Origin of the sequence: Ruegeria sp. THAF33, from assembly GCF_009363615.1 — a bacterium.
Taxonomy (GTDB): domain Bacteria; phylum Pseudomonadota; class Alphaproteobacteria; order Rhodobacterales; family Rhodobacteraceae; genus Ruegeria.
On sequence record NZ_CP045385.1, the window covers coordinates 412,889 to 436,582 of the forward strand.

General features: G+C 57.4%; 17 protein-coding genes. 11 read left to right on the forward strand and 6 right to left on the reverse strand.

Annotation, left to right across the window (positions count from 1 at the left end):
• Nucleotides 1-3 precede the first annotated feature (3 nt).
• The 6 genes from FIU92_RS19100 (at nt 4) to FIU92_RS19125 (ending at nt 10,476) form a co-directional block, all read left to right on the forward strand.
• A complete protein-coding gene (locus FIU92_RS19100; RefSeq protein WP_152460302.1) occupies nt 4-1,008 on the forward strand; it encodes an ABC transporter ATP-binding protein in 1,005 nt (334 codons plus the stop codon).
• A complete protein-coding gene (locus FIU92_RS19105) occupies nt 1,005-1,778 on the forward strand; it encodes an L-iditol 2-dehydrogenase (protein ID WP_152460303.1) in 774 nt (257 codons plus the stop codon). Before FIU92_RS19100 ends, FIU92_RS19105 begins: the two co-directional genes overlap by 4 nt.
• Nucleotides 1,778-3,283 (forward strand): mannitol dehydrogenase family protein, encoded by a 1,506-nt coding sequence (locus FIU92_RS19110; protein WP_152460304.1) that lies wholly within the window; start codon nt 1,778-1,780, stop codon nt 3,281-3,283. Before FIU92_RS19105 ends, FIU92_RS19110 begins: the two co-directional genes overlap by 1 nt.
• 473 nt (nt 3,284-3,756) lie before the next feature.
• Nucleotides 3,757-6,675, forward strand: coding sequence for a M10 family metallopeptidase C-terminal domain-containing protein (locus tag FIU92_RS19115; protein WP_152460305.1), 2,919 nt, complete (start codon nt 3,757-3,759; stop codon nt 6,673-6,675).
• A 745-nt stretch (nt 6,676-7,420) separates the two neighbouring features.
• On the forward strand, nt 7,421-9,160 hold the full coding sequence (locus FIU92_RS19120) for a type I secretion system permease/ATPase (protein ID WP_371419755.1): 1,740 nt from the start codon (nt 7,421-7,423) through the stop codon (nt 9,158-9,160).
• On the forward strand, nt 9,160-10,476 hold the full coding sequence (locus FIU92_RS19125) for an HlyD family type I secretion periplasmic adaptor subunit (protein ID WP_152460306.1): 1,317 nt from the start codon (nt 9,160-9,162) through the stop codon (nt 10,474-10,476). The genes FIU92_RS19120 and FIU92_RS19125 overlap by 1 nt, the downstream gene beginning before the upstream one ends.
• Before the next feature lie 11 nt (nt 10,477-10,487).
• Here FIU92_RS19125 and FIU92_RS19130 read toward each other — a convergent pair whose 3' ends face one another.
• The 3 genes from FIU92_RS19130 to FIU92_RS19140 are packed head-to-tail and all read right to left on the reverse strand — an operon-like array spanning nt 10,488 to nt 13,511.
• Complete coding sequence (locus tag FIU92_RS19130) at nt 10,488-11,495, reverse strand: ABC transporter substrate-binding protein (protein WP_152460307.1); 1,008 nt, start codon at nt 11,493-11,495, stop codon at nt 10,488-10,490.
• Nucleotides 11,474-12,853, reverse strand: coding sequence for a sensor histidine kinase (locus tag FIU92_RS19135; RefSeq protein ID WP_152460308.1), 1,380 nt, complete (start codon nt 12,851-12,853; stop codon nt 11,474-11,476). The genes FIU92_RS19130 and FIU92_RS19135 overlap by 22 nt, the downstream gene beginning before the upstream one ends.
• Complete coding sequence (locus FIU92_RS19140; protein ID WP_152460309.1) at nt 12,843-13,511, reverse strand: response regulator transcription factor; 669 nt, start codon at nt 13,509-13,511, stop codon at nt 12,843-12,845. The genes FIU92_RS19135 and FIU92_RS19140 overlap by 11 nt, the downstream gene beginning before the upstream one ends.
• A gap of 107 nt (nt 13,512-13,618) precedes the next feature.
• Between FIU92_RS19140 and FIU92_RS19145 the strand changes: the two genes are divergently transcribed.
• The 5 genes from FIU92_RS19145 to FIU92_RS19165 all read left to right on the forward strand — a co-directional run bounded on the left by FIU92_RS19145 (nt 13,619) and on the right by FIU92_RS19165 (nt 18,605).
• Nucleotides 13,619-14,602 carry a tripartite tricarboxylate transporter substrate binding protein gene (locus tag FIU92_RS19145; protein ID WP_152460310.1) on the forward strand — a complete coding sequence of 328 codons (984 nt, stop codon included), beginning with the start codon at nt 13,619-13,621 and terminating at the stop codon, nt 14,600-14,602.
• A 66-nt stretch (nt 14,603-14,668) separates the two neighbouring features.
• On the forward strand, nt 14,669-15,151 hold the full coding sequence (locus FIU92_RS19150) for a tripartite tricarboxylate transporter TctB family protein (protein ID WP_152460311.1): 483 nt from the start codon (nt 14,669-14,671) through the stop codon (nt 15,149-15,151).
• A gap of 1 nt (nt 15,152) precedes the next feature.
• Complete coding sequence (locus FIU92_RS19155; RefSeq protein ID WP_152460312.1) at nt 15,153-16,664, forward strand: tripartite tricarboxylate transporter permease; 1,512 nt, start codon at nt 15,153-15,155, stop codon at nt 16,662-16,664.
• Complete coding sequence (locus tag FIU92_RS19160) at nt 16,657-17,841, forward strand: CaiB/BaiF CoA-transferase family protein (protein ID WP_152460313.1); 1,185 nt, start codon at nt 16,657-16,659, stop codon at nt 17,839-17,841. The genes FIU92_RS19155 and FIU92_RS19160 overlap by 8 nt, the downstream gene beginning before the upstream one ends.
• Nucleotides 17,838-18,605: a citryl-CoA lyase gene (locus tag FIU92_RS19165; protein ID WP_152460314.1), complete on the forward strand. Its 768-nt coding sequence runs from the start codon at nt 17,838-17,840 to the stop codon at nt 18,603-18,605. The genes FIU92_RS19160 and FIU92_RS19165 overlap by 4 nt, the downstream gene beginning before the upstream one ends.
• A 4-nt stretch (nt 18,606-18,609) precedes the next feature.
• Here the strand turns inward: FIU92_RS19165 and FIU92_RS19170 are convergent, their stop codons facing one another.
• The 3 genes from FIU92_RS19170 to FIU92_RS19180 form a co-directional block, all read right to left on the reverse strand.
• Nucleotides 18,610-19,806 carry an acetate/propionate family kinase gene (locus tag FIU92_RS19170; protein WP_152460315.1) on the reverse strand — a complete coding sequence of 399 codons (1,197 nt, stop codon included), beginning with the start codon at nt 19,804-19,806 and terminating at the stop codon, nt 18,610-18,612.
• A complete protein-coding gene (locus FIU92_RS19175) occupies nt 19,803-21,200 on the reverse strand; it encodes a bifunctional enoyl-CoA hydratase/phosphate acetyltransferase (protein ID WP_152460316.1) in 1,398 nt (465 codons plus the stop codon). Before FIU92_RS19175 ends, FIU92_RS19170 begins: the two co-directional genes overlap by 4 nt.
• Before the next feature lie 172 nt (nt 21,201-21,372).
• A complete protein-coding gene (locus FIU92_RS19180) occupies nt 21,373-23,550 on the reverse strand; it encodes a Tex family protein (RefSeq protein WP_152460317.1) in 2,178 nt (725 codons plus the stop codon).
• Nucleotides 23,551-23,694: the final 144 nt, after the last annotated feature.

Below are 23,694 nucleotides of genomic sequence, written 5' to 3' on the forward strand. Positions count from 1 at the left end.
CTCATGGGACGCATACAACTCAAGTCCGTGACCAAAAGCTTCGGCGACGTTCAGGTCATCCCTCCGCTGGATTTGACCATTGAAGATGGCGAGTTCACCGTTTTCGTCGGCCCTTCGGGCTGCGGAAAATCCACGCTGCTGCGCCTGATCGCAGGGCTGGAAGACATCACCAGTGGCCACATAGAAATCGATGGAGCAGACGCAACAGACGTGCCGCCCGCCAAACGGGGGCTGGCAATGGTGTTCCAATCTTATGCGCTTTACCCGCATATGACCGTTCGCAAGAACATCGCCTTTCCGCTGCGCATGGCGAAACTGGATCAGGCTGAAATCGATAAGCGGGTTGAGGGCGCGGCCAGTGTCCTGAACCTGACTGATTACCTGGATCGCCGCCCAGGCCAGTTGTCCGGTGGTCAACGCCAGCGCGTCGCCATTGGTCGGGCTATCGTTCGTGAACCGGCCGCGTTCCTGTTCGATGAACCGCTTTCAAACCTCGACGCAGCTTTGCGGGTGGGCATGCGGTTGGAGATCAGCGAGCTACATGAACGCCTCGCGACAACGATGATCTACGTCACCCACGATCAGGTCGAAGCCATGACAATGGCGGACAAGATCGTTGTGCTCCAAGCTGGCGTGATCGAACAGGTTGGCAGCCCGTTGGAACTGTACCGAACGCCACGCAACCTGTTTGTTGCGGGGTTTATTGGCTCGCCCAAGATGAATTTTATCGAAGGGCCCGAAGCGGCAAAGCATGGCGCACAAACGATCGGCATTCGACCGGAACACATCGCGGTGTCGGACTCCGAAGGAGAATGGTCCGGGCGCGTCAGCGTCTCTGAACATCTTGGTTCGGACACGTTTTTCCACGTCCACGACACCGGACTGGCCGAGACAATCACTGTTCGTGCCGATGGCGAGGTTGGTTTCCGCCATGGGGATCGCATTCATCTGACTCCACGCGCCGATGTGATCCACAGATTTGACGCAGACGGTCTGCGGATCGAATGAAACGTCTGACGGGCAAAACCGCCCTGATTACAGGGGCTGCGCGGGGAATTGGATTGGCATTTGCCAAGGCCTACGTGGCAGAGGGCGCGCGGGTCGCCGTCGCCGACATCGACATCCAGCGCGCGCAGGACGCGGCCGCTGGAATCGGCGCGGCAGCTTTCGCTGTCGAAATGGACGTGACCGACCAGCAGAGCATCGATCAGGCCATAGCCAAAACCGCGGCGCAATTCGGCCCAATCGACATTCTGATCAACAACGCGGCCATCTTCAGCGCCGCACCATTCGTCGAGATCGAGCGCGCCGACTACAATCGGGTGTTTGACATCAACGTCGCGGGCGCGCTGTTTACGATGCAGGCCGTCGCCAAACATATGATCGAGCACGGAACCAAAGGCCGAATTATCAATATGGCCTCGCAGGCCGGGCGAAGGGGTGAACCTTTGGTCGCTGTCTACTGCGCCAGCAAGGCGGCGATCATATCACTGACCCAATCGGCGGGGCTGAACCTGATTTCTCATGGGATCAATGTAAACGCGATTGCCCCCGGTGTCGTCGATGGCGAACACTGGGATGGCGTGGACGCCTTTTTTGCAAAACACGAAGGCAAACCCCTTGGCCAGAAGAAGCGCGAAGTGGCGGCAGCTGTTCCATATGGCCGCATGGGGCGCGCGGAAGACCTGACGGGCATGGCGGTTTTTCTAGCCTCTGACGAAGCCAGGTATGTCGTCGCGCAGACTTACAATGTCGACGGCGGAAATTGGATGAGCTGATGGACCCTGTGGCGAACGCAAAAACCCCTGCACGGCTGCGGCAAGAGAGCCTTTCCAAGCTGCCAACCACCGTGAAGACTCCGAAGTATGAACGTACGGATCTGACGCCGGGCATCGTTCATATAGGATTGGGTAACTTCCATCGCGCGCATCAGGCCTGGTATATCCATCGGCTCATGCAGCAGGGGTTGGCCTATGACTGGGCAATCGTCGGAGCGGGTGTGCGAAGCTATGACGCCGTCATGCGAGAACGATTGCTGGCGCAGGATTGCCTCACAACGCTGATCGAGTTGGGGCCAAACGGAATGTCCGCCGAGGTGATTGGCCCGATGATCGACTACCTGCCGATCGAAGAAAACAACGCTGCCCTCATCCACGCGATGGCCGACCCGGCCACCCGGATCGTTTCGCTGACTGTTACCGAAGGAGGGTATTTTCTGGAGGCCAACAGCGGCGCATTCGATTTCGATCACGCAGATATCCGTCATGACGCAGAAAACCCCAATCAGCCCCGTACGGCCTTTGGCGCAATGGTTGCGGCACTCAGACGACGGCGCGCCGAGGGGTTGACCCCGTTCACGGCGCTCAGCTGCGACAACCTTCAGGGTAACGGAACGATTTTGCGAAACTGTGTTGTGGGATTGGCGCGCATGTTCGACCCGGAACTGGCCGACTGGATCGACAGGCATGGCGCATTTCCGAACTCGATGGTGGATTGCATCGTACCTGCAACCACCGACCAATTGGTATCGCAATGCCGCGCCCTTGGCGTCGATGACAGAGCGCCCGTCTCGCATGAGAACTTTCGTCAATGGGTCATCGAGGATGCCTTCTGCGCCGGGCGCCCGCCCCTCGAAAACGTCGGCGCAATACTGACTAACAACGTCCATGGTTACGAGACCATGAAGTTGCGCATTTTGAACGGAGGTCATCAACTGTTGGCGAATGTCGGAGAAATACTGAGTGTTCCGACGATTGCCGACTGCATGAAGGACCCGGACATCGTGGCGTTTTTTCGAAAAGTGCAGGTCGAAGAAATCCTTCCGCATGTCGAAGCGGTTCCCGAAACCACTGCAAATGAGTACCTTGAGTTGATCGAAAGCCGATTTGCAAACACGGCGATTCACGACACCACACGCAGGGTTGCATTCGACGGATCGGCAAGACATCCCGGATTTTTGCTGCCGTCGCTGCGTGATGCACTTGCATTAGGGTCTTCTGCAAACGGGCTCGCTCTCGCCGAAGCATTCTGGTGCCGGATGTGCGCGGGTATTCGTGAGGATGGCTCCGAGATCACCCCCAATGATCCCCAATGGGAAAGCCTGAACAGCACTGCAAAGGCGTCCAAAGCTGATCCTGAGCTTTGGCTGGAACAGGGTTTCTACAGTGGTGATTTTGGAATCAGCACACAGTTTTCCAACGCCTTTGCCCGCTGGCTGACCCTGATATGGCAGCGTGGCAGCCGGGCCGCCATTGCTGAGTATGTCGCCAACGGTTCAACGTAGCAATTCAATCTCGGCGCTCGGTTCAATCGGGACCCATGCGGTGCGGTATCTGACCCTTGGAGCTTTGTCTGACATTGACGCAAATAGGGCTTGCAATCTGCCGAAAGTGGCTTGGATGTTAGCCTCGGCGGGCCTGACCGGTTCACCGCCTTGGGCAAATCCTCACTACAGAGTCCATGGAATAAGCGAAAGTTTGCCACCGGATCAAAAGCTCCGAGAACGGGTCCAAAAAAAATGAAAAAATACTTGGCTGAATGCCTAAACCCTAAACGGCCGCAGATGCCTGGTTCAGCCAAGGAACACGGGTTTCTGTTGCACTTATGAGACGGTTCTGCTGTTGAAAGAAAGTGTCATTTGAAACATGGTGTCACCTGCTGTTTCAAAAGGGTTGGTGCATAGTAGTTTGTCATAAAAAGAACAATTTAAGCGTGCATCCGAGTGCAATCTAATCTTCCGAGGTACAGGGCTGAGCAATGGCTACTACGACTATAATACCAAGACCTTCCGCTTCTTCTCCGCTCAGTCCAATACAAGGTTATGTTGCCTACGGTGACGGCAATCCTGCGACCACCACCGTAATTTCTTATCACTTCGAACAATACGCGGGTACACAAGCGTGGACTGCGGAATACAAAGCAGAATTCCGAGCGGCTCTCTCTGCAATTGAAGCAGTCGCAAATGTGACTTTTGTCGAATCCGGCAGTGCTTCTGCCGACTTGGTAGAGGTCATTGCGCCCACAAGCTTTTTTTCAAATCCCAGAACGCTTGGCTACCACTACACGCCATCGCGCAACCCCTCCGAAGGCGCCTTCAACACCGCTTACTGGACTGCCGGAACAAATGGAAACGGCGATCCGGGCGGGTTTTTCTTTACTACGTTGCTCCACGAACTGGGTCACGCGCTAGGGTTGGGTCATCCCCACGACACCGGTTTGGGTACAACCGTGATGAATGGCGTTACATCGCCATTTGACTCTTTCGGGACCGGCAGCCTGAATCAGGGTGTCTACACGGTGATGTCGTATAATGATGGCTGGACCGAAAAGAACGGAATTCTCTCTGTCAACGCGACTTATGGTGGTTCAACGGGTCTTGGCGCTTTGGACATTGCTGCGTTGCAGGCGATGTATGGCGCCAATACCAACCACAACTCTGCTAACAATACCTACACGCTTCCTTGGGCAAACGTTGCGGGTACCGGCTATCAGTCTATTTGGGATACTGGTGGAAACGATACCATCCAGCATGTCGGCAGTTCGAAGGCGCGGATCGACCTGCGGGCCGCAACACTGGATTATTCCGAGACCGGCGGCGGCGTAGTGTCTTACGCAGAGGGCATAAAGGGCGGCTTTACAATCGCGCATGGCGTTGTGATTGAAAACGCGATCGGCGGGACCGGTGACGACGTGATCGTCGGGAATACCGCTCAGAACGTTCTGAATGGCAACCATGGTCACGATAAGATCTATTCAGTGTCCGACGGAACCAACAACAACACCGTTTATGGCGGCTTGGGGAACGACACCATTTATCTGGCGAACGGTTCCGGCGCAGACCAGGTATTCGGCGGCCAGGGCGACGATTGGGCCATTGTGACCAACAATGCCGGCTCGTTTTCCGGAGGAAGCGGTACTGACACAGTCCGATTTGTCAGCGCCATCAGCAGCTATCTGTTCATTAAAAACGGCACGAAATACGAATTTATCGATGCCGTTTCACGTATCACTTTCACGGTGGAAGATGATGTCGAGGCCATACAGTTCCTGAATGGATCACAGGCGTATACTCGTTCGAATATCGAAGCTGCCATGCAGCTTTCGGATATCGAGACGACCGGCACCACACTGAAACATGCAAGTCAGGGCATTTACGTTCTGGATGCAGGCAGCTCGAACGTGACGCTGGTATTTAATGGTCAGGCTGTTGGTCAAAACACGATCGCCGGCTGGCAGGCCATTCAGGCCGAGGCTTCGGGCGGCGGTTACAAAGTGCTGTGGAAAAACGTGGATGGGACGTACGGGGAATGGACGGTAAATGCCAATGGTCAGTTCCTCAGCAGCAGTAGCATCGGCAACGTGGCTGATGTTGAGGCCTTCTATGGTGCTGATTTGAACAATGACGGGCTGACGGGTCATGGTACGGTCACGGTTGAAACCACTGGCTCCACGACACTCGTTTCGTCAAGCTTGGGTTCATACTTGATTAATGGCACCATTGAACTGACCCTAAACGGTGCCAAAGCCGGCTCGGGCAGTTTCCCTGGCTGGCAGGCCATTCACGCCGAGGCTTCGGGCGGCGGCTACAGGGTGCTTTGGAAGAATGCGAATGGCACGTTTGGGGAATGGGTGACGGATGCTAATGGTCGTTTTGTCAGCAGCAGCACCATAGACGACGTCAGGGATGTCGAGGTCTTTTATGGCGCAAATCTGAACAATGATGGGCAAATCGGCCATATCACGACCAGCATCGAATCCAACGGTTCCACGACGCTGGGATCGTCAACCAATGGCGCATATGTAATCGGCGGCAGCATCGACTTGAAGCTCAACCAGGCTAATGCCGGTCCTGGCAGCTTCCCGGGTTGGCAGGCCGTTCAGGCCGAGGCTTCAGGTGGCGGCTATCGGGTGTTGTGGAAGAACTCGGATGGGTCCTACGGTGAATGGACGACGAATGCGGCTGGTGAATTCCAAAGCAGTACAACAATCACCAATGTTGCGGATGTAGAGGTCTTCTATGGTGTAGACCTGAACAATGACGGGCTGACGGGGCATGGAACGATCAGTATTGAATCCAACGGCGCGACAACGCTGGGGGCGACAACCCAAGGTGAATATCTGATTGGCGGCACCACCAAGATGACATTCAACAACGCTACTGTCGGACCGAACAGTTTCCCCGGCTGGCAGGCCATTCACGCCGAGGCTTCAGGTGGCGGCTACCGGGTATTGTGGAAGAATTCGGACGGAACTTACGGTGAATGGGTCACGGATTCCAATGGTGTATATGTCAGTTCCAACACCGTCCCTGACGTGGTCGCGGTCGAAACTTTCTATGGCTTTGATATCGATGGCAGTGGGACAGTGGGATACGGATTGCCCAAACTCGCTCGGTTTACTGAAGGCGATCAGAAAATGCCGACGGGCGAAGAAGTTTTGGGTGTGTCCGATTGGGATGAAACGGTCGATATTCTAAAGTTCGTCCCTGACCTTGAGGCTCCTGAAGACGTAGAAGACGACTACATACTGGTGAACTTGCATCAGGCTCAGGACGGGGCGCTTAACGTTTCCGAAGACTCATTGGCCGCCGTATTGAGTGGGAACTTGGACGTCGAGGATGGCGAGGCCAGTCCGGCACTTACACCCCATTTGGACGAAGACAGCTTGTGGATTTAAAGATCCTTTGGCGCTGGAGGCGGCCCGTTCGGTTAAACTGACGGTGCCGTTTCTGGCGTAGTTCTCTGAGTACGTTTGTGATTTCAATCAGTGTCCCGGCCCTGCAGGCCCGCCTTGTCAGCTCTGTCAAACCTAACAGCAGGGTGAAAGCAAATCGCCAAGGTTTAAGCGGAGCCGTAGCAACATACCCTGCCACCAGCCAGCCACCACCGGTGTTTCAAGGCAGTTCTGGCAACATCTAAAACCCATAGTGTACCGCGCGAAGTACCGCGATCGATCACGGTGATACTCCAAACATCTTTGCGAGGAGGTATTATTCGTTTGTCCTATTGGCCCTGATAGTTTGTACGGTCGCGCTGCTGAAATGCGCGAACACGCATCTTCTGTGCAGCTTGAGTAGGCGCTCTTATTTTGATCTCGGGCGCTGACCCAGGCTTTGCAATCAGTCATCACCTGATGCGCATCGTGTGGGCCATCATTGGCGTATCCGTCGCCGACAACCTGACCTTGCGTTGGCCCAGACCTCGGAACTGGTCAGGTGCTTTTGGCCGCGACCGCATAGTTTCCGTGCGTCGGAACCACCGAGTTCAAACGTTGAGACAGTCTTTGCGACGTTGGCCAAAAAGTGCTTCTTCCAGCCTGCTGTCTGCGGTTTCTTGCTCAAAAAAACATGTGCAAACTTGGCAATGCTGAACTAACTTTCTAAATGCGGCGATGCCTGTCCGAATGATGTGGATTTTAAACTGTGAAACCTCAACACCGCCTGTCAGCGGCCCCTCGCCATGAATTGCGCAACGTGCGCAATCAGGGCATTGCCTTTCTGGCCTTGGCGTTTTTGTTCAGCATCTTCGTCAACCTGCTCATGCTGACAGGTCCGCTGTTCATGCTGCAAGTATATGATCGGGTTCTTGGTTCACGGGCAGTTGAAACTCTGACAGCACTGTTTTTGCTTGTTGCGTTGCTTTATGCGCTGATGGCTATGCTGGACTATGCACGCGGTCGCATCGTTGCCCGCTTTGGTGCACGGTTCCAGTCACAGCTGGATGAACGTGTGTTCGAAGCGACAATGCGTCGGTCTCTGGTGCCCCAGGTGCGATCGGCTCCGGCAACTGCACTGCGGGATCTCGAGGCCATTCGCACCTTGTGCTCTTCGCCCGTGTTGCTTGCAGTAATGGATATTCCGTGGACACCTGTCTTCCTGGGGGCGATATTCATTTTTCATCCACTTCTTGGCTGGTTGGCCGTTGCAAGTGGCGTGCTGCTTGTGGTGATCGCATTACTCAACCAGGCCCTGACCAGCCGTAAGGTGGCCGAGGCACAATCCGCGGCGGCTCGGGCGAATGCCTTTTCCGAACACGCAAGGCAAGCAGCTGAGGTTGTGCGCTCTCAGGGAATGCAGGCGGACGTGACCAGGCGGTGGTTGAACCAGCGTTCCGAAGCTTTGCGTCAAAGCATTTCCGCCAGTGACTGGACTGGTAGCTTCACGTCGCTGACGAAATCGCTTCGGCTTTTCCTGCAATCTGCCATGCTGGCTTTGGGCGCGTGGTTGGTACTGCAAAACGAAATGACGCCCGGGGCGATGATTGCGGGCTCGATTCTCTTGGGACGGGCCTTGGCCCCGGTGGAACAGGCTGTCGGCCAATGGAGTTTGGTCGAACGGGCACGCACGGCCTGGAGTTCGTTGAACCGGTTTCTGGACCAGACACCGCCAGAGGAACAGCGGATTCGTTTGCCGATCCCAAAATCCCAATTGGAAGCCAAATCCCTGACGGTAATCCCTCCGGGTGCCACTGCGCCAACATTGCGGAACGTTAACCTGAAACTGGAACCGGGAAAGGCGCTTGGTGTGATCGGGAAAAGTGGGTCGGGCAAGACGACCCTGGCCAAGGCTCTGCTTGGGCTTTGGAGACCGGCGGCTGGCGAGATCCGGTTGGGCGGGGCCACGTTGGACCAATATGATCCCAACGATCTGGGCAGCCATATCGGATACTTGCCGCAGCAGGTGACCCTGTTCAACGGAACCGTTGCTGAAAATATTGCACGGATGTCGGAAAACCCGGATTCAGAAGCGGTGGTTGCGGCGGCCAAGAAGGCCAAGGCACACGAACTGATTCTGTCATTGGAAAAGGGTTACGGCACCTTTCTTGAAGGCAATGACAGTCAGTTGTCGGGCGGTCAGAAACAGCGCATTGCGCTGGCCCGTGCGCTGTATGGCGACCCGGTCCTTCTTATTTTGGACGAACCGAACTCGGCCCTCGACGCAGATGGCACCGAAGCTTTGAATGCAGCCGTGCGCGGCCTCAAGGAAGCGGGAAAGGCCGCCATCATCATGACGCACCGCCCGCAGGCCATTTCGGAATGTGACGATCTTGCTGTTGTGGAAAAAGGCCAGGTGGTGAGGTTTGGCAGCCGCGACGAGGTTCTGAACGCAATGGTCCAGAATGCGGGCGCGATTAAGCGCAAGCTTAGCCCCGTAGGTGAATAATGGCGAAAAAATCAACCAAGACACCCGTCCCCGTCTGGGGCATCAAAATACCTGCGCTGGTGGGATTTCTTGCCCTTGGCATTCTGGTCGGCGGGTTGGGCCTTTGGGCCGTGAAAACGCGGCTGGCCGGGGCGATTGTATCTTCGGGCGTCATTGAAGTTCAAAGCAACCGTCAGGTCGTTGAACATCCTGACGGCGGCGTGGTCGGCGAGATTTTCGTGCGCGACGGTGATACGGTTGCCTCGGGCGATTTGCTTTTGCGGTTGGATGACACATTTCTGTCTTCAGAACAGACGATTGTAGAATCTCAACTCTTTGATCTGCTGGCCCGCCGCGCCCGGCTGGAGGCCGAGCGGGATGGCCTGACATCCGAAGAATTGGCCACGCGCCTGGCTGAGGTTCAAAAAGAATACGATATCGATCCGGACCTGATTGCAGGGCAACAGAACCTGTTCGATGCCCGGCTGGAAACGCTGTCCAAGCAGGACGAACAACTGCGCAAACAGTTGGTTCAGATAGAAAGCGAGATCGCAGGCACGCAGGCTCAGTTGGTCTCGTTGCGCCGCCAGACAGAGTTGATCGAGGCGGAGTTGAAGGATCAGCAAAGCCTGTTGAGCAGGGGTCTGACACAAAACAGCCGCGTGCTGGCGCTGCAACGCGAAGAAGCCAGCCTGACAGGCGAAATCGGCAAACTGGAAGCGTCCGTTGCGCGCCTCAAGGGACAGATTGCATCAACCGAGATCAAGATTGTCGAACTGACCGCGACCCGGCGGGAAGAAGCGATCACTACTTTGCGGGACGTTCAGGCGCAGGTGGCAGAGCTGTGGGAACGACGTTTGTCCCTGGCGGAACGTCTGGCCAGGCTTGAAATTCGCGCACCTGTCAGCGGTACGGTTTACGGCAGTCAAGTCTTTGCCCTGCAATCGGTCATTCAGCCGGGCGAACCCATGATGTATGTGGTTCCGCAGGACACGCCGCTGTTGGTGGCAGCGCGGGTGGATGCGATCCATGTGGATCAGTTGCATGTCGGGCAATCCGTTGCCCTGCGCTTTCCGGCGTTCAATCAACGCGAAACGCCCGAACTCGAAGGACAGGTCAACAACGTCTCGGCGGACACCTTCACGGATGAACAGTCCGGTTTCACCTTTTACCGCGCCGAAGTGGTGCTGAACGACGGTGAGATCGACCGGCTCAATGGTCAGGAACTTTTGCCGGGTATGCCGGTTGAGACACTGATCAAGACCGACGAACGCACGCCGTTGTCCTATCTTGTGAAACCGATGGCAGACTACTTCAACCGCGCGTTTCGCGAATGATGCGGACGCGGTTATCGCTGGATGACCGCGTTTTCCCATTCTGCCAGAAAACGGCGGCGTTTCAGCCTGTCCAGAAATGTCATGAGCCCCGGGTCCAGCCCTATCGTTTCGCGATCGGTGCCAGTTTCGTGTGGGGCCAAGGGCGGCAAGGTAACAGGGTCGCCTACCCGCTTGGTTTGGTTGGAAATCAGGTGTTTGAGAAAAGACGTGGCCGCGTCCGGTTGCGGGGTGCCATTCAACACCATGGCCGTGCGCATCATGGTCGTCTGAAAATCCGACGGCAGAATGATTTCCACCGTGTCCTTGCTTCCGGCGCGGGCTTCGGCGTAGCTGCCCAGAACGTTGTAAGCCACTGCAATCTCACCTTTGACGAGGTCATCGATCATATCCGCCGAACAACAGTACAGGCGTACGTCCAATCCACCCATCACCTCCATAAGCCGCCAATACGTCTCGGACGCGCGGGCATCCTGCGTTGCGAACAGATAACCCAGACCGGATTGACGGATGTCATAGGTGCCCACACGGCCCCTGAAATCATCGGGACGCAAACGAAGGATTTCGATTAGTTGTTGCCGGGTCTCGGGGATGGGGCCGCCGGCAAAGGCCGCGCGGTTAATCACGATTGTCGCCGGTTCCGATGTGAACGCGAACAGGCTTTGATGCCATTGGGCCCAGGATGGCAGCGGTATGTCGTCGATGATACGCCCGAAACCGTCGTTTGCCAGCTTCAGTTGCAGATCCATCGCGCTGGATATGACAACATCGAAGTCTTCCGGCGCGGCGCGGACTATTCGGTCGATATCTGCGGTGCCGGTCACCAGGTATTCGACAGAGATACCGGGGTTTTCTTCGATGAAACCCGCAATCAAGGGTTCGAACAGAAAGGTGTCCGTGCTTGAGATCACGCGTAGATGCGCCTCATTTGCCGAGGCGTTGAAAACCTGCCTGTCCTCCCAGGTTTGGGCGGCAACAACGACAGGAAGGCTGAAGAAAATCAAAGCGATAAGATAACGCACGCGCCGCCCCCCTGCCGATTGGTCAATTCCAGTGTGCCACCATGTGCAGATGCAACGTCCTGAACGATTGTAAGGCCCAATCCGGATCCGATGGTTCCGCTTGCGTTCTTCCCGCGCTCAAAACGGCGCGTCAAAGTGCCGATCTCGTCAGGAGGAAACCCCGGCCCACGGTCTTTGACAATTATCTGAATGCGTGGCTCCGAAACAACCTCGATGCGTACAAAACTGTCCGCAGGGGCATATTTCAGAGCGTTGTCGATCATGTTGCGCACAGCGTTTTGAATAAGAATCGGATCACCCGAGTAGGAAACCTTTGGATCGCCACTCAGGGAAAGCGACAAGTCCTTCATCTCGGCGATTGGCGTGAGACGCTGCACCAGATCACGGACCAAAGCATTGAGATCAATGTCTTCGCGCTCCAGATGATCGGCGCGGAACGTGATCATCGCATGATCCAGCAATTGCCCCGCCGCGCGCGAGCTTTCATCAATCGCCCGCACCATTGAGCGCAATGCTTCGCGATTTTCTTCCTTTTCAACCCTCTGCAATGTGGCATCGGCATAAGATCGAACGGTTGCCAAAGGGGTGCGCACCCGGTGGGCCGCCTCGGCGATGAAATCCTCCGATTGGCTCAATGACTGATCCAGTCGCCCCATCAAAGAGTTCAACGACGCCACCAAAGGCGCCATTTCGCGGGGTACGGGCTTTTTGAACGGGCTCAGGTCCTGCGGGCCGCGCCGGGTGACAGAGGTCGTAAGCCTGTTCAATTGGCCAATCGTGGACGAGGTGGCCCAGAACGACAGCGCAGCGGCAAGGGCAAAGAACCCGACGCCCAAAATCGCCGCGTTGCGTGAAATCTGGTCCAGAGTTTCCGCAAGCGCGTCCTGCGTTTGGCCCAACGCGACCTCGATGACGGTTTGTTTGTTCAGGCCCACCAGGGTTCGCCGAGCACTGACCTGACGTATGGTTTCACCCCTTATCCGACTGGTTTGAAAGCTCCACTTGCCGTCGAATTGCCCTGTGGCCTGCTGCAGATCTTCATATCCTGAAAGAAACGCGCCATCCTGAAAAATTGCGTAAAAAACCCGGTCGTCGGACGGTGTGCTGAGCATGGCGAAGGCTGCATAGGGAATATCAACCTCCAACTGACCGTCGCGCAAGGCAGCCGCGTCCAGAATTGAGGTGACCGACGCCCCAAGGATGTTGTCCTGCCCTTGTTGCGCGACCTGTGCGGCATAGTTGCGAACCGCGACAAACAGAAGAAACGCCAATATCGCGGCGCCACCGATCAAAGTCAGGACCAGCCTGTTCCGAAGCGATCCTGACACATAGGGATCAGGAGGGGGATCAGGAGGCATGATCCAGCCTGTATCCCAGTCCGCGAAGCGTGGTGATCTTCAAGTCCGACGGTTCAAGATGTTTGCGAAGGCGGCCAACGTAAACCTCGATTGCATTGTCCGAGACATCGTCATCATATGAAAAAAGCCGGTCGGTCAGTTTCTGTTTCGAAAAAACCTGACCAGGCGCGCTGATGAACAGTTCCAGAAGGCGCAGTTCCCGGTTGCGCAACGAAACAGTCTCATCCCCTACGGTCAGATGACCTGCCAATGGATCAAAGACTATTCCGCCCACTTCAATCGTTGTCCGTGAATTCCCGGATTTGCGACGCAGAACGGCGCGGCAGCGGGCCTCGAGTTCGGCGTGGTCGAACGGTTTGGTGACATAGTCGTCGGCCCCCAGATCCAGCGAACCGATTCGATCCGAAACCTGGCTGCGTGCGGTCAAAACGATCACGGGGGTGTCCAGGCGACCTGCGCGATGCCGTTTGAGAAAGTCGCGCCCATCCCCATCCGGCAACATGATATCCAACAGAATAAGGTCATATTCCTGAGTTTCGGTAAAGGCGGTCGCCTCGTCCAATTTAGACGCATGATCAACCACATGGCCGTCTAACCTCATGCGCGAACAGATGGCGTTCGCCAGATCAAGATTGTCTTCCACAAGGAGGAATTTCATGGGATTTTTGCTATTTTTCGTGCGTGACAGGTTGATGTCAGGTTGATGTGTTTTTGTTCCACCCAATCTGAGCCGCCATGCGGCTGGTTGTCAAATGGGAGGACATCATGACGACATTCACACTGGGCCGTCGCGCCCTGATCGCGGCTGTGGCCGCAATTGGCCTGGCAGGGCCGGCTTTGGCTGATGGCCATCAGGTCGTGGACAGCATTCACTTTCTGATCCCCGGTGGCGCCGGTGGCGGCTGGGACGGAACCGCGCGCGGCACAGGCGAAGCGCTGACAAAAGCTGGCCTTGTTGGCACGGCGTCATACGAAAACATGTCGGGCGGCGGTGGTGGCAAAGCCATTGGATATCTGATTGAAAATGCCGACAGCAACCATGGCACTCTGATGGTGAATTCGACGCCGATCGTGATCCGCTCATTGACCGGTGTATTTCCTCACAACTTCCGCGACCTGACGCTGGTTTCGGGCACTATCGGCGACTATGCCGCGATCGTTGTAGGCAAAGACAGCCCGATCAACTCGATGGCGGATCTGCTTGCCGCTTTTGATGCGGACCCAGGCGGCACAGCGATCGGTGGCGGCTCGGTTCCCGGCGGCATGGACCATCTGGTGGCGGCGATGGTGATGGAAGCAGCGGGCAAGGATGCGCTTGGCGTGAAATACATCCCCTATGATGCGGGCGGCAAAGCCATGGCGGCCCTGCTGTCGGGTGAAATCGCCGCCTTGTCCACCGGTTTCTCGGAAGCGGTCGATCTGGCGAATGCGGGTGAAGTCAAGATTATCGGCGTGACATCCGAAGAGCGCGTTGATGCGGCTCCTGACGCGATGACGATGAAGGAACAGGGTATTGACACCACTTTCGTGAACTGGCGCGGCTTCTTCGCGGCCCCCGGCCTGCCCGAAGAAAAACTGGCCGCCTACCAGGAAGCGATTGCCAAGATGTACGACACCCAGGAATGGGAAGAGGTTCGTGCACGCAACGGTTGGGTCAACATCCACAACTCGGGCGCAGATTTCCAGACCTTCCTGGAGCAGCAGGAACAGCAGATCGGCGATCTTATGAAAAAGCTGGGCTTCCTCTAAGTCCGTTTTCGGCAGAGCGGATCCGCCGCTCTGCCTTCCCACGAACAGGAACAGGGAGAGGCTCTCATGGCGCTGGATCGCTGGATCGCGCTCATTCTTCTGGGTGTGTGTTTGACATATGGCTACGCCGCCTGGTTCACGATGGACGGCAGCCTGCCCCCTTTCATGCAGCGAAATCCGATCTGGCCCAGCACCTTCCCCAAAGTGCTGTCGGTTCTGGGTGTCGTTACCACCACGATCATTTTGCTGGGTTTTGAAAAGGCGGAACCAAAGGAAGCCGATATCGATTACCGGCGACTGGGGGAATACCATCTTGATCAAGCGCTTATGTTGCTGGCCTTGATGGTGATTTACGCGCTTTGCCTGCGCCCTGTTGGGTTTCTGATCTCGACCTCGGCCTTTCTGATCCTCGGGTCTTTCATTCTGGGTGAGCGCAAATGGCACGTCATGCTACCCGTCGCGCTGATCGCCACAGGCGCGGTCTGGTATCTGGTTCAGGAAGTTCTTGGCATCTACATGCGCCCATTGCCGGGCATTTTCGGAGGCTGACATGCTCGAAGGACTTCTGATCGGTCTGCAAACGGCGTTTTCAATTCAAAACCTGCTGATGGTGATCGCAGGGTGCCTGATCGGCACGTTCATCGGCATGCTTCCGGGTCTTGGGCCGATGTCGATCATCGCCATCATGATCCCGGTCGCGATTTCCATGGGCGACCCGTCCGCAGCGCTGATCCTGCTGGCCGGAGTGTATTACGGCGCCATCTTTGGCGGTTCGACATCTTCGATCCTTCTCAACGCGCCGGGGGTCGCGGGCACTGTTGCGTCCAGTTTCGACGGCTATCCGATGGCCCGCCAGGGCAAAGCGGGCAAAGCATTGACTGTTGCAGCTATTGCAAGTTTTGCCGGCGGTACGATCGGGGCCATTTTGTTGATGGTCTTTGCCCCTGCTCTGTCTTCGGTGGCATTGCTGTTCCACTCGGCCGAGTATTTCGCGCTTATGGTCGTGGGCCTGTCCGCTATCGCTGCCTTCGCAGGCACCGGTCAAGTGGCCAAAGCCGTCATCATGACGCTACTTGGGTTGATCATGGCAACGGTCGGTGAAGGTGCATTGTTCAACCTGCCGCGTTTCACCATGGGTATCATGGACCTGCAATCGGGCTTTGGCTTCATCACGCTTGCCATGGCCATGTTCGCCCTGCCCGAAGCGCTGTTTCTGGTGCTCAAACCAAAGAACCTTCAGGGGGATGACGGCGAGATCAAGGACCTGCGCATCACAGGCAGTGAAGCCAAGGCCATCGCGCCGGTGATCGGCCGCCAATCTGTACAGGGCTTCTTCATCGGGGTTTTGCCCGGTGCAGGGGCAACGATTGCCAGCTTCCTGGGCTACGCGGTCGAACGCAACATTGCCCCGAAAGAGGAACAGGACGAATTCGGCAAAGGGTCAATAAAAGGTCTGGCTGCGCCCGAAACGGCGAACAACGCGGCATGCACCGGTTCTTTCGTGCCGCTGCTGACACTGGGCATTCCCGGGTCCGGCACCACCGCGATCCTGCTTGGCGCACTGATTGCCCTGAACGTGACACCCGGCCCACGGCTGATGCTGGACGAGCCGCAGATATTCTGGGCCGTCATCATGTCAATGTTCATTGGCAACCTTGTTCTGCTGATCCTGAACCTGCCGCTGATCCCATATATCGCAAAGGTACTCTCGGTTCCGCGCAATTACCTGATCCCCTTCATTTTGTTCTTCACTCTGATGGGGGCCTATATCGGGCAGAACAACGCGACCGAGCTTTTGATACTTGTTGGCTTCGGTGTTTGCGCCACGGCGTTGAAATTTGCCGACTACCCGCTTGCGCCGCTGCTGATCGGTTTCATCCTCGGGGGGATGATGGAGGACAACTTTGCCCGCTCGATGCAGCTCTATGACGGTATTGCTTTCATCTGGGAACGTCCAATGACGCTGGGTCTGCTTGTTGTCGCGGTGCTGCTGGTGCTGTTGCCCAGCTATCGCGCACGCCGCGCGCGTGCCCGGGCCGCAGGGGTTGCGGACGGTGACTGAGCCACTGGCAGGAATACGGGTTCTCGATCTGACGAATGTCCTCGCGGGTCCGTATTGCTGCTATCAACTGGCGCTCATGGGTGCCGAAGTGATCAAGGTCGAACGCCCTGACGGTGGCGACCTTGCCCGCGTTCTGGGTGCTGATCCTGCCAGAAACAAGGCCGGTATGGGCGTCAGCTTTCTGGCGCAGAATGCTGAAAAAAAGTCCATCACGCTCAACATGAAATCAGAACGGGGCAAGGCGCTTCTGAAACGCCTTGTACAGACGGCCGACGTACTGGTAGAGAACTTTCGCCCCGGTGTGATGGATCGGCTTGGACTTGGGTATGGCGTCTTGCGCGATGTGAACCCCAGCCTGATTTACTGTGCCATAAGCGGGTTCGGTCAGGACGGTCCGCGCCAGGGCGATCCGGCCTATGACCAGATCGTGCAGGGTATCAGTGGCGTGATGTCTGTCACCGGCGGTCCAGACACCGCACCCTATCGCGTTGGCTATCCTTTGGCGGACACGATCGGTGGAATGACAGCTGCTTTTGCAGTGTCCGCCGCCCTGAACGCGGATCCTCGCGGGGCCTATCTGGATGTGGCAATGTCCGAAGCCGTGATCTCGACAATGGGTTGGGTCGTGTCGAACTATCTGATCGCCGGCGCCATTCCCGGGGCCCATGGCAACGAAAACACGACGTCAGCGCCGTCAGGAACATTTGCAACTGCTGACGCGCCCATCAACATTGCCGCAAACCGCGACGAACAATGGCAGGCACTGGCCCGGCATCTGGGCCGGCAAGACCTGCTGGCCCACCCGGATTTTGACACGCGCGAAGACCGCAAGCGCAATCGCCATGCCCTGCGCGCGGCGCTGGAGGAGACCTTGCGGACCAGAGCGGCATCAGACTGGGTCAGCGAACTCAACGCAATCGGAGTGCCGACAGGGCAGGTATTGACCGTGCCCGAGGCGCTTGATGACGAACAGCTTGCCGGTCGTGGCCTGATCGGGTCTTTGCGGGTGCAGGGCGAAGACATGAAACTTGCAGGCAGCCCCATTGTCATGGACGGCGAACGGCAAATGCCCCAAACCGCGCCGCCTGAACTTGGGGCAGACAATAACGCGATCTGGTCTGAAATTGGGTTGTCCGGCGCGGAAATGGACGCTTTGAGCAAGGAAGGCATCATATGAGCGATGTGTCCGATTGGTGGACGACTTCCATCATCGATATGGAACCGGGCCGGATCGACCTGCGCGGAGAGCCGATCCAGAATCTGATCGGGCATCTCAGTTTCAGCGAGATGATCTGGTTCATGGTTCGTGGCGACCGACCATCCAGGGCGCAGGCCCGGTTGTTCGAGGCCGCGCTGGTCGCCGCCGTGGACCACGGACCTCAGGCCCCTTCCATCGCAACGGCGCGCATGGCCGTGACCTGCGGGCTGCCCCTGAACAACGCGATGGCGAGCGCTGTGAACATGTTAGGGGATATTCACGGCGGGGCTGGCGAGCAAGCGGTTATGCTGTACCATTTCGTGGCGCAACATCCTCGCCGGTTGGATCAAACGCTGGACGAGTGGATTGAGCGTGAAGGAAAGATATTGCCGGGTTTCGGCCATCGTTTCCACACGCCAACGGATCCGCGCGCACCACGTCTGATGGCGTTGGTCCGTGATGCTGTGACGGACGGGGCTTGTGATGGTCAGTTCCTACAGATCGGACAGGCGATCGAGGCAGAGTTGGCCCGGCGCAAGGGGAAACCCGTTCCAATGAACATAGATGGAGCCACCGCAGTGATCTATGCCGAGTTGGGCTTTGCGCCCCCACTGGCACGCGGTCTGTTTTGCCTATCCAGATCTGTTGGCATTCTGGCCCATGCGTGGGAACAGATGCAGCAAGGCGGCCGGAACAAGGGCCCGACCCCGCCTGCCTATCGCTGGACCTATGTCGAGACGTAGATCGCTAGGCAGTTCTGAGCCGAGGACGTTTGGCCAGCAGGTCGGCCGCCGCACGGGCAATGACCAGTTCTTCATTGGTCGGGATTGCCATCACCACGACGCGGGACAGATCGGTTGAAATGATCCGGTCATTGTCAGCATTTGCGTCAGGATTGAGCTCGATGCCCAGCCATCCCATCCCAGAGCATACCCGCTCACGCACCAGACGTGAGTTTTCTCCGATCCCACCGGTAAACACCAAGGCGTCGATACCGCCGAGAATGGCCGCCATCGCGCCAAGCTCGCGCCGGATACGGAAGGTGAAATAGCTGATCGCCTGTCGGCTTTCGCGTGTGTCCGCCTTTTCCAGGGTACGCATATCGTTGGACAGCCCGGACAGGCCCAACAGCCCAGATTTCCGGAACAACAGGTCTGAGATTTCGTCAGCGCTCAGCCCTTCCTGATCCATCAGGTACAGGACCACGCCGGGATCAAGTTGACCACAGCGCGACCCCATCGGCAGCCCGTCAAGGGCCGAAAACCCCATGGTCGATCCGACGGAACGCCCTCCGATCATCGCACACATCGATGCACCATTGCCCAGATGGGCCACCACCACGCGCCCTTCGTGCAAAAGCGGCGCTGTCTTAGCCATGTGATCCGAAATGAATTCATAGCTGAGCCCGTGAAAGCCATAACGCCGAACACCTTTGTCGTAATACTCTCGCGGCAAGGCAAAAACGTCATTCTCCCACGGATGATTGCGGTGAAAGGCGGTGTCGAAACAGGCGATCTGAACCGCATTCGGAAAACGTTCCATCGCGGCCCTCGCTCCGGCCAGATTGTGCGGCTGATGCAAAGGCGCAAACGGGGAAAGCTTGTCCAGCTCTTGAATGGACGCCTTGGTCAATGGCACCGGAGCGTCGATGTCAGGACCACCATGGACAACACGATGCCCGACCGCAGTCACGTCGCTGTTTGGAAACGAGCGCGCAAGCAGGTTCAAAACCCAGTCCAGCGCTGCGGCGTGATCGCGTATTTCTCCGGCGGTGCCGCTGGCAAGGACACTTCCGTCGGAAGACTTTGCCTTGACAAGCGGCTCTGGCTCTCCAATCCGCTCCACCGCGCCGGTGCACACCATGATCGGATCGTCATCGGTCAGCTCGAACAGACCAAATTTCATGGAAGACGATCCAGCGTTCAGTGTCACGATATGTGTCATGCGGGTGCTCCGGTGCGCGGTAAGGAAAAGGCTTCGTGCAGTGCCGCCACGGCACAGGACGCCAGCCGGGCTTTGTCGTCATCGGCGCGGCTGGTCAAAATGATCGGAGCTTTGGCCCCCATGACCAGACCGGCCCCTTCTGCATTGGCGATATAGGTCAGTTGCTTGGCCATCATGTTGCCGGCATCCAGATTTGGCACCACCAGAATATCGGTTTTGCCCGCGACATCCGACACAATCCCCTTGGAACGCGCAGCCGCAAGGCTAACGGCATTGTCCATGGCAAGCGGGCCGTCAACAAGCCCGCCCTTGATCTGACCGCGTTCCGCCATTTTCGACAGCAAAGCCGCATCAACCGAGGATCGGATCGCCGGATTGACGGTTTCGATGGCAGACAGAACACCCGCCCTGGGGTTTTCGATCCCCAGCGACAGGGCCAGGTCGATTGCGTTCTGGACAATATCAATCTTGGTTTCCAGGTCCGGCTCGATATTGATCGCCGCGTCCGTCACCAACAAAGGTCTGGGTTGTCCGGGCACGTCCATGACAAAGACATGGGTAAAGCGGCGGCCGGTGCGCAGGCCGTTTTCACGCCTGAGCGCAGCCTTCAGCAATTCATCCGTATGCAGATGCCCTTTCATCAGCGCTTTCGCTCGACCTTCTGCAACCAGATCGACCGCCGCATGGGCCGCATTGACGTGATCGCTCTGCGCAATGATTTCAATCCCATCCAACGACGCTCCGATTTCGGCGGCCGCGTGCGCGATTTTGTCCGAGTCACCGATCAGAATGGGTGTGATGATCGTCTCATGCGCGGCCAGCAGCGCCCCACCCAAGGCGTTGGGCTCTTCCGGGGCCACGACAGCGGTCGGCATGGGCGGCAGCGGGCGCACCTTTTCCAGCATGGCATCAAAGTGACGATGACGTTTCACCACCAGCCCGGGCAAATCCAACTCGGCGAACACCATCTCTTTCTCCGGCGCGATCACGACGGCCTGCCCGCTGACGATCACGGCACCGTCCGATGGGCGCGTAACGACCGTGTCAAAGACAACCTCCCGGTTTGGTCGCTTTTCCAGAACGGTGACTTTGGATACCAGCTCATCACCGGCATGCGCCCTTTCCACAAAATCAAATCGCTGCGATTTGTAGAGCGTCCCTGCCCCCGGCAAAACGTTCCCCAAAACGGCCGAGATCAGGGCCCCCACGAACATGGCAGGGGCAACCGCTTCGTTGATGTGGTCCCCGTCGCCGTCTTCGCTGGCCAGATGAAGCGGATTGTGGTTGCCGGAATTGTTGGCGAACACATAGAAATCATCGACCGAGCACGTGCGGGCCAGCTCGGCAGTATCACCGACCTGAAGCTTGTCGTAAGGCGTGTTGTGGTACTGCATGAACTGTCGTATCCATTTCGATCCGATTGGCGACGCTGAGAACTCTCTTGCTGATACCCAGTTCAGCGCGCAATGAAAACAACGCATGCCGGCTGCCCGTATCGGTCTGCACGCTATTTCCGGCGGGTAACGCCTTCATGTCGTTACGCCCGGATAATGTGCAGATTGCAGATCAGGCGCGCCGCTTTCCGCCGCCGCCCTGTTTGCGCATCGAAAGCCCGATCCGTTTTCTGGGTACATCCACCTCGACAACGCGCACTTTCACGACTTGCCCGGCCTTGACGACCTCGTGCGGGTCCTTGACGAAGCGGTCGGCCAACTGGCTGACGTGAACCAGACCGTCCTGATGAACGCCCACATCCACAAAGGCCCCAAAGGCCGCCACGTTTGTCACGGTGCCTTCAAGAACCATTCCGGGCTTCAGATCGGTTATCTCTTCGATGCCATCCGCGAAAGTGGCCGTGACAAAGCTGGGCCGGGGGTCTCGTCCGGGTTTCTCAAGCTCGGCAAAGATATCCAGAACCGTGGGCAGGCCGAAATCTTCGGTTACGAATTGTTGTGCCCGCAACCCTTTCAAGGCCCCCTCATGGCCCATGATGTGCCTGATATCCCGCCCGCAGGCCGACACGACGCGGCGGGCGACTTCATAGGCTTCGGGGTGCACCGACGACGCATCAAGCGGTTCGGCGCCGTCCCTTACGCGAAGAAACCCGGCGCATTGTTCAAAGGCACGCGGCCCCAGCCCGGCAACGGACAACAGGTCCTTGCGTGATTGGAACGGCCCGTTCAGATCGCGATGGGCGACGATGGCTTCGGCTTGCGCGGCGCCCAGCCCCGACACGCGCGCAAGCAAAGGTGCAGAGGCCGTGTTCAGGTCAACCCCGACCGCGTTCACGACATCCTCGATCGCGGAATCCAGGGATTGCGACAGGCGGTGCTGGTCAACGTCATGCTGATATTGCCCGACGCCGATGGATTTCGGTTCGATTTTGACCAGTTCTGCCAAAGGGTCCTGCAATCGCCGGGCGATGGACACCGCCCCACGCAGCGAAACGTCCAGATCGGGAAACTCTCGTGCTGCCAGCTCCGACGCGGAATAGACCGAAGCCCCCGCTTCGGACACTACCACCTTGGTTGGCGCTTTTACCGCCTTGGGGAGCAGAGCCAGCGTATCCGCAACCAACCGTTCGGTTTCGCGGCTCGCTGTTCCGTTTCCGATTGCGATCAGTTCGATCTGATGGGCCGAGATCAGATTCAGGATGGCAGCCTGCGCGCCACGCAAATCGTTTTTGGGTTGAAAGGGATACAGCGTGTTAGTGGCCACGACCTTGCCCGTTGCGTCAACCACCGCCGCTTTCACACCGGTGCGGATGCCGGGATCAAGACCCAAAGTGGCCTTGGCACCCGCCGGAGCAGAAAACAGCAAGTCCTTGAGGTTGCGTGAAAAAACCTGAATTGCATCGTCCTGTGCCCGACTGCGCAGTTCGGCCATCAGTTCGACCATCATGGACAGCGAAAGCTTGACCCGCCATGTCCACCCGGCAACCTTGCGCAACCAGGCATCACCCGGCCCTTGGCCACGGGTCTGCAAATGCGCGGCCACGATGGATTCGGCCCGGGCTGCCCCGAACTCTGGTTCCGGCGCGATATCAAGTGAAACAATGCCCTCTTTTGACGCCCGCAGCATTGCCAATGCCCTATGCGACGGAACATCCGCCCATCGTTCGGAATGGTCAAAATAATCACTGAACTTGGCGCCTTCCTTTTCTTTCCCGTCGACAACCCTTGCACTGAGCAGCGCCTCGCGCTGCATGAAGGCCCGCAACTCACCCAGCAGAGTCGCATTTTCCGTCAATCGTTCAGTCAGAATGTCCCGCGCGCCGTTCAGCGCGTCACGAGGGGTGGCAACGGCCTCGCTCAGGTATGCCCCGGCCAGTGTTTCCGGGTCCGCATCGCGATCGGCCAGAATGGCTTCGACCAGGGGTTCCAGCCCGTTTTCACGCGCGATCATCGCCTTGGTGCGCCGCTTGGGCTTGTAAGGCAGATAGATGTCTTCCAGCTGTGCCTTGGTTTCTGCCCGAGCTATCGATTTACTCAGATCTTCGGTCAGCTTCCCCTGTTCTTTTATCGACTTCAGGATGGTTTCCCGCCGTGCCTCAAGCTCACGCAGATAGGTCAAACGCTCGGACAGAAGGCGCAATTGGGTGTCGTCCAACCCACCGGTTGCTTCTTTCCGATAGCGGGCGACAAAGGGAACCGTCGCTCCGTCGTCCAATAGATTGATCGCAGCACCGACCTGATCGGGACGTGCATTAATCTCGGTGGCTATGGTGCGGGCGATACGGTCCAAGGGGGCCTCCTGAAACGGCAATGGAAGGGCTTCTTAACCAGCCGTTTCAGCAAGGGAAAGTCCCATGTGTCGGTCCGTCGAAAAGCATCGGCAAACAGCGACTGTTTTCGCGGCTATTCGACATGTCTGAGCCATTGAATGAAA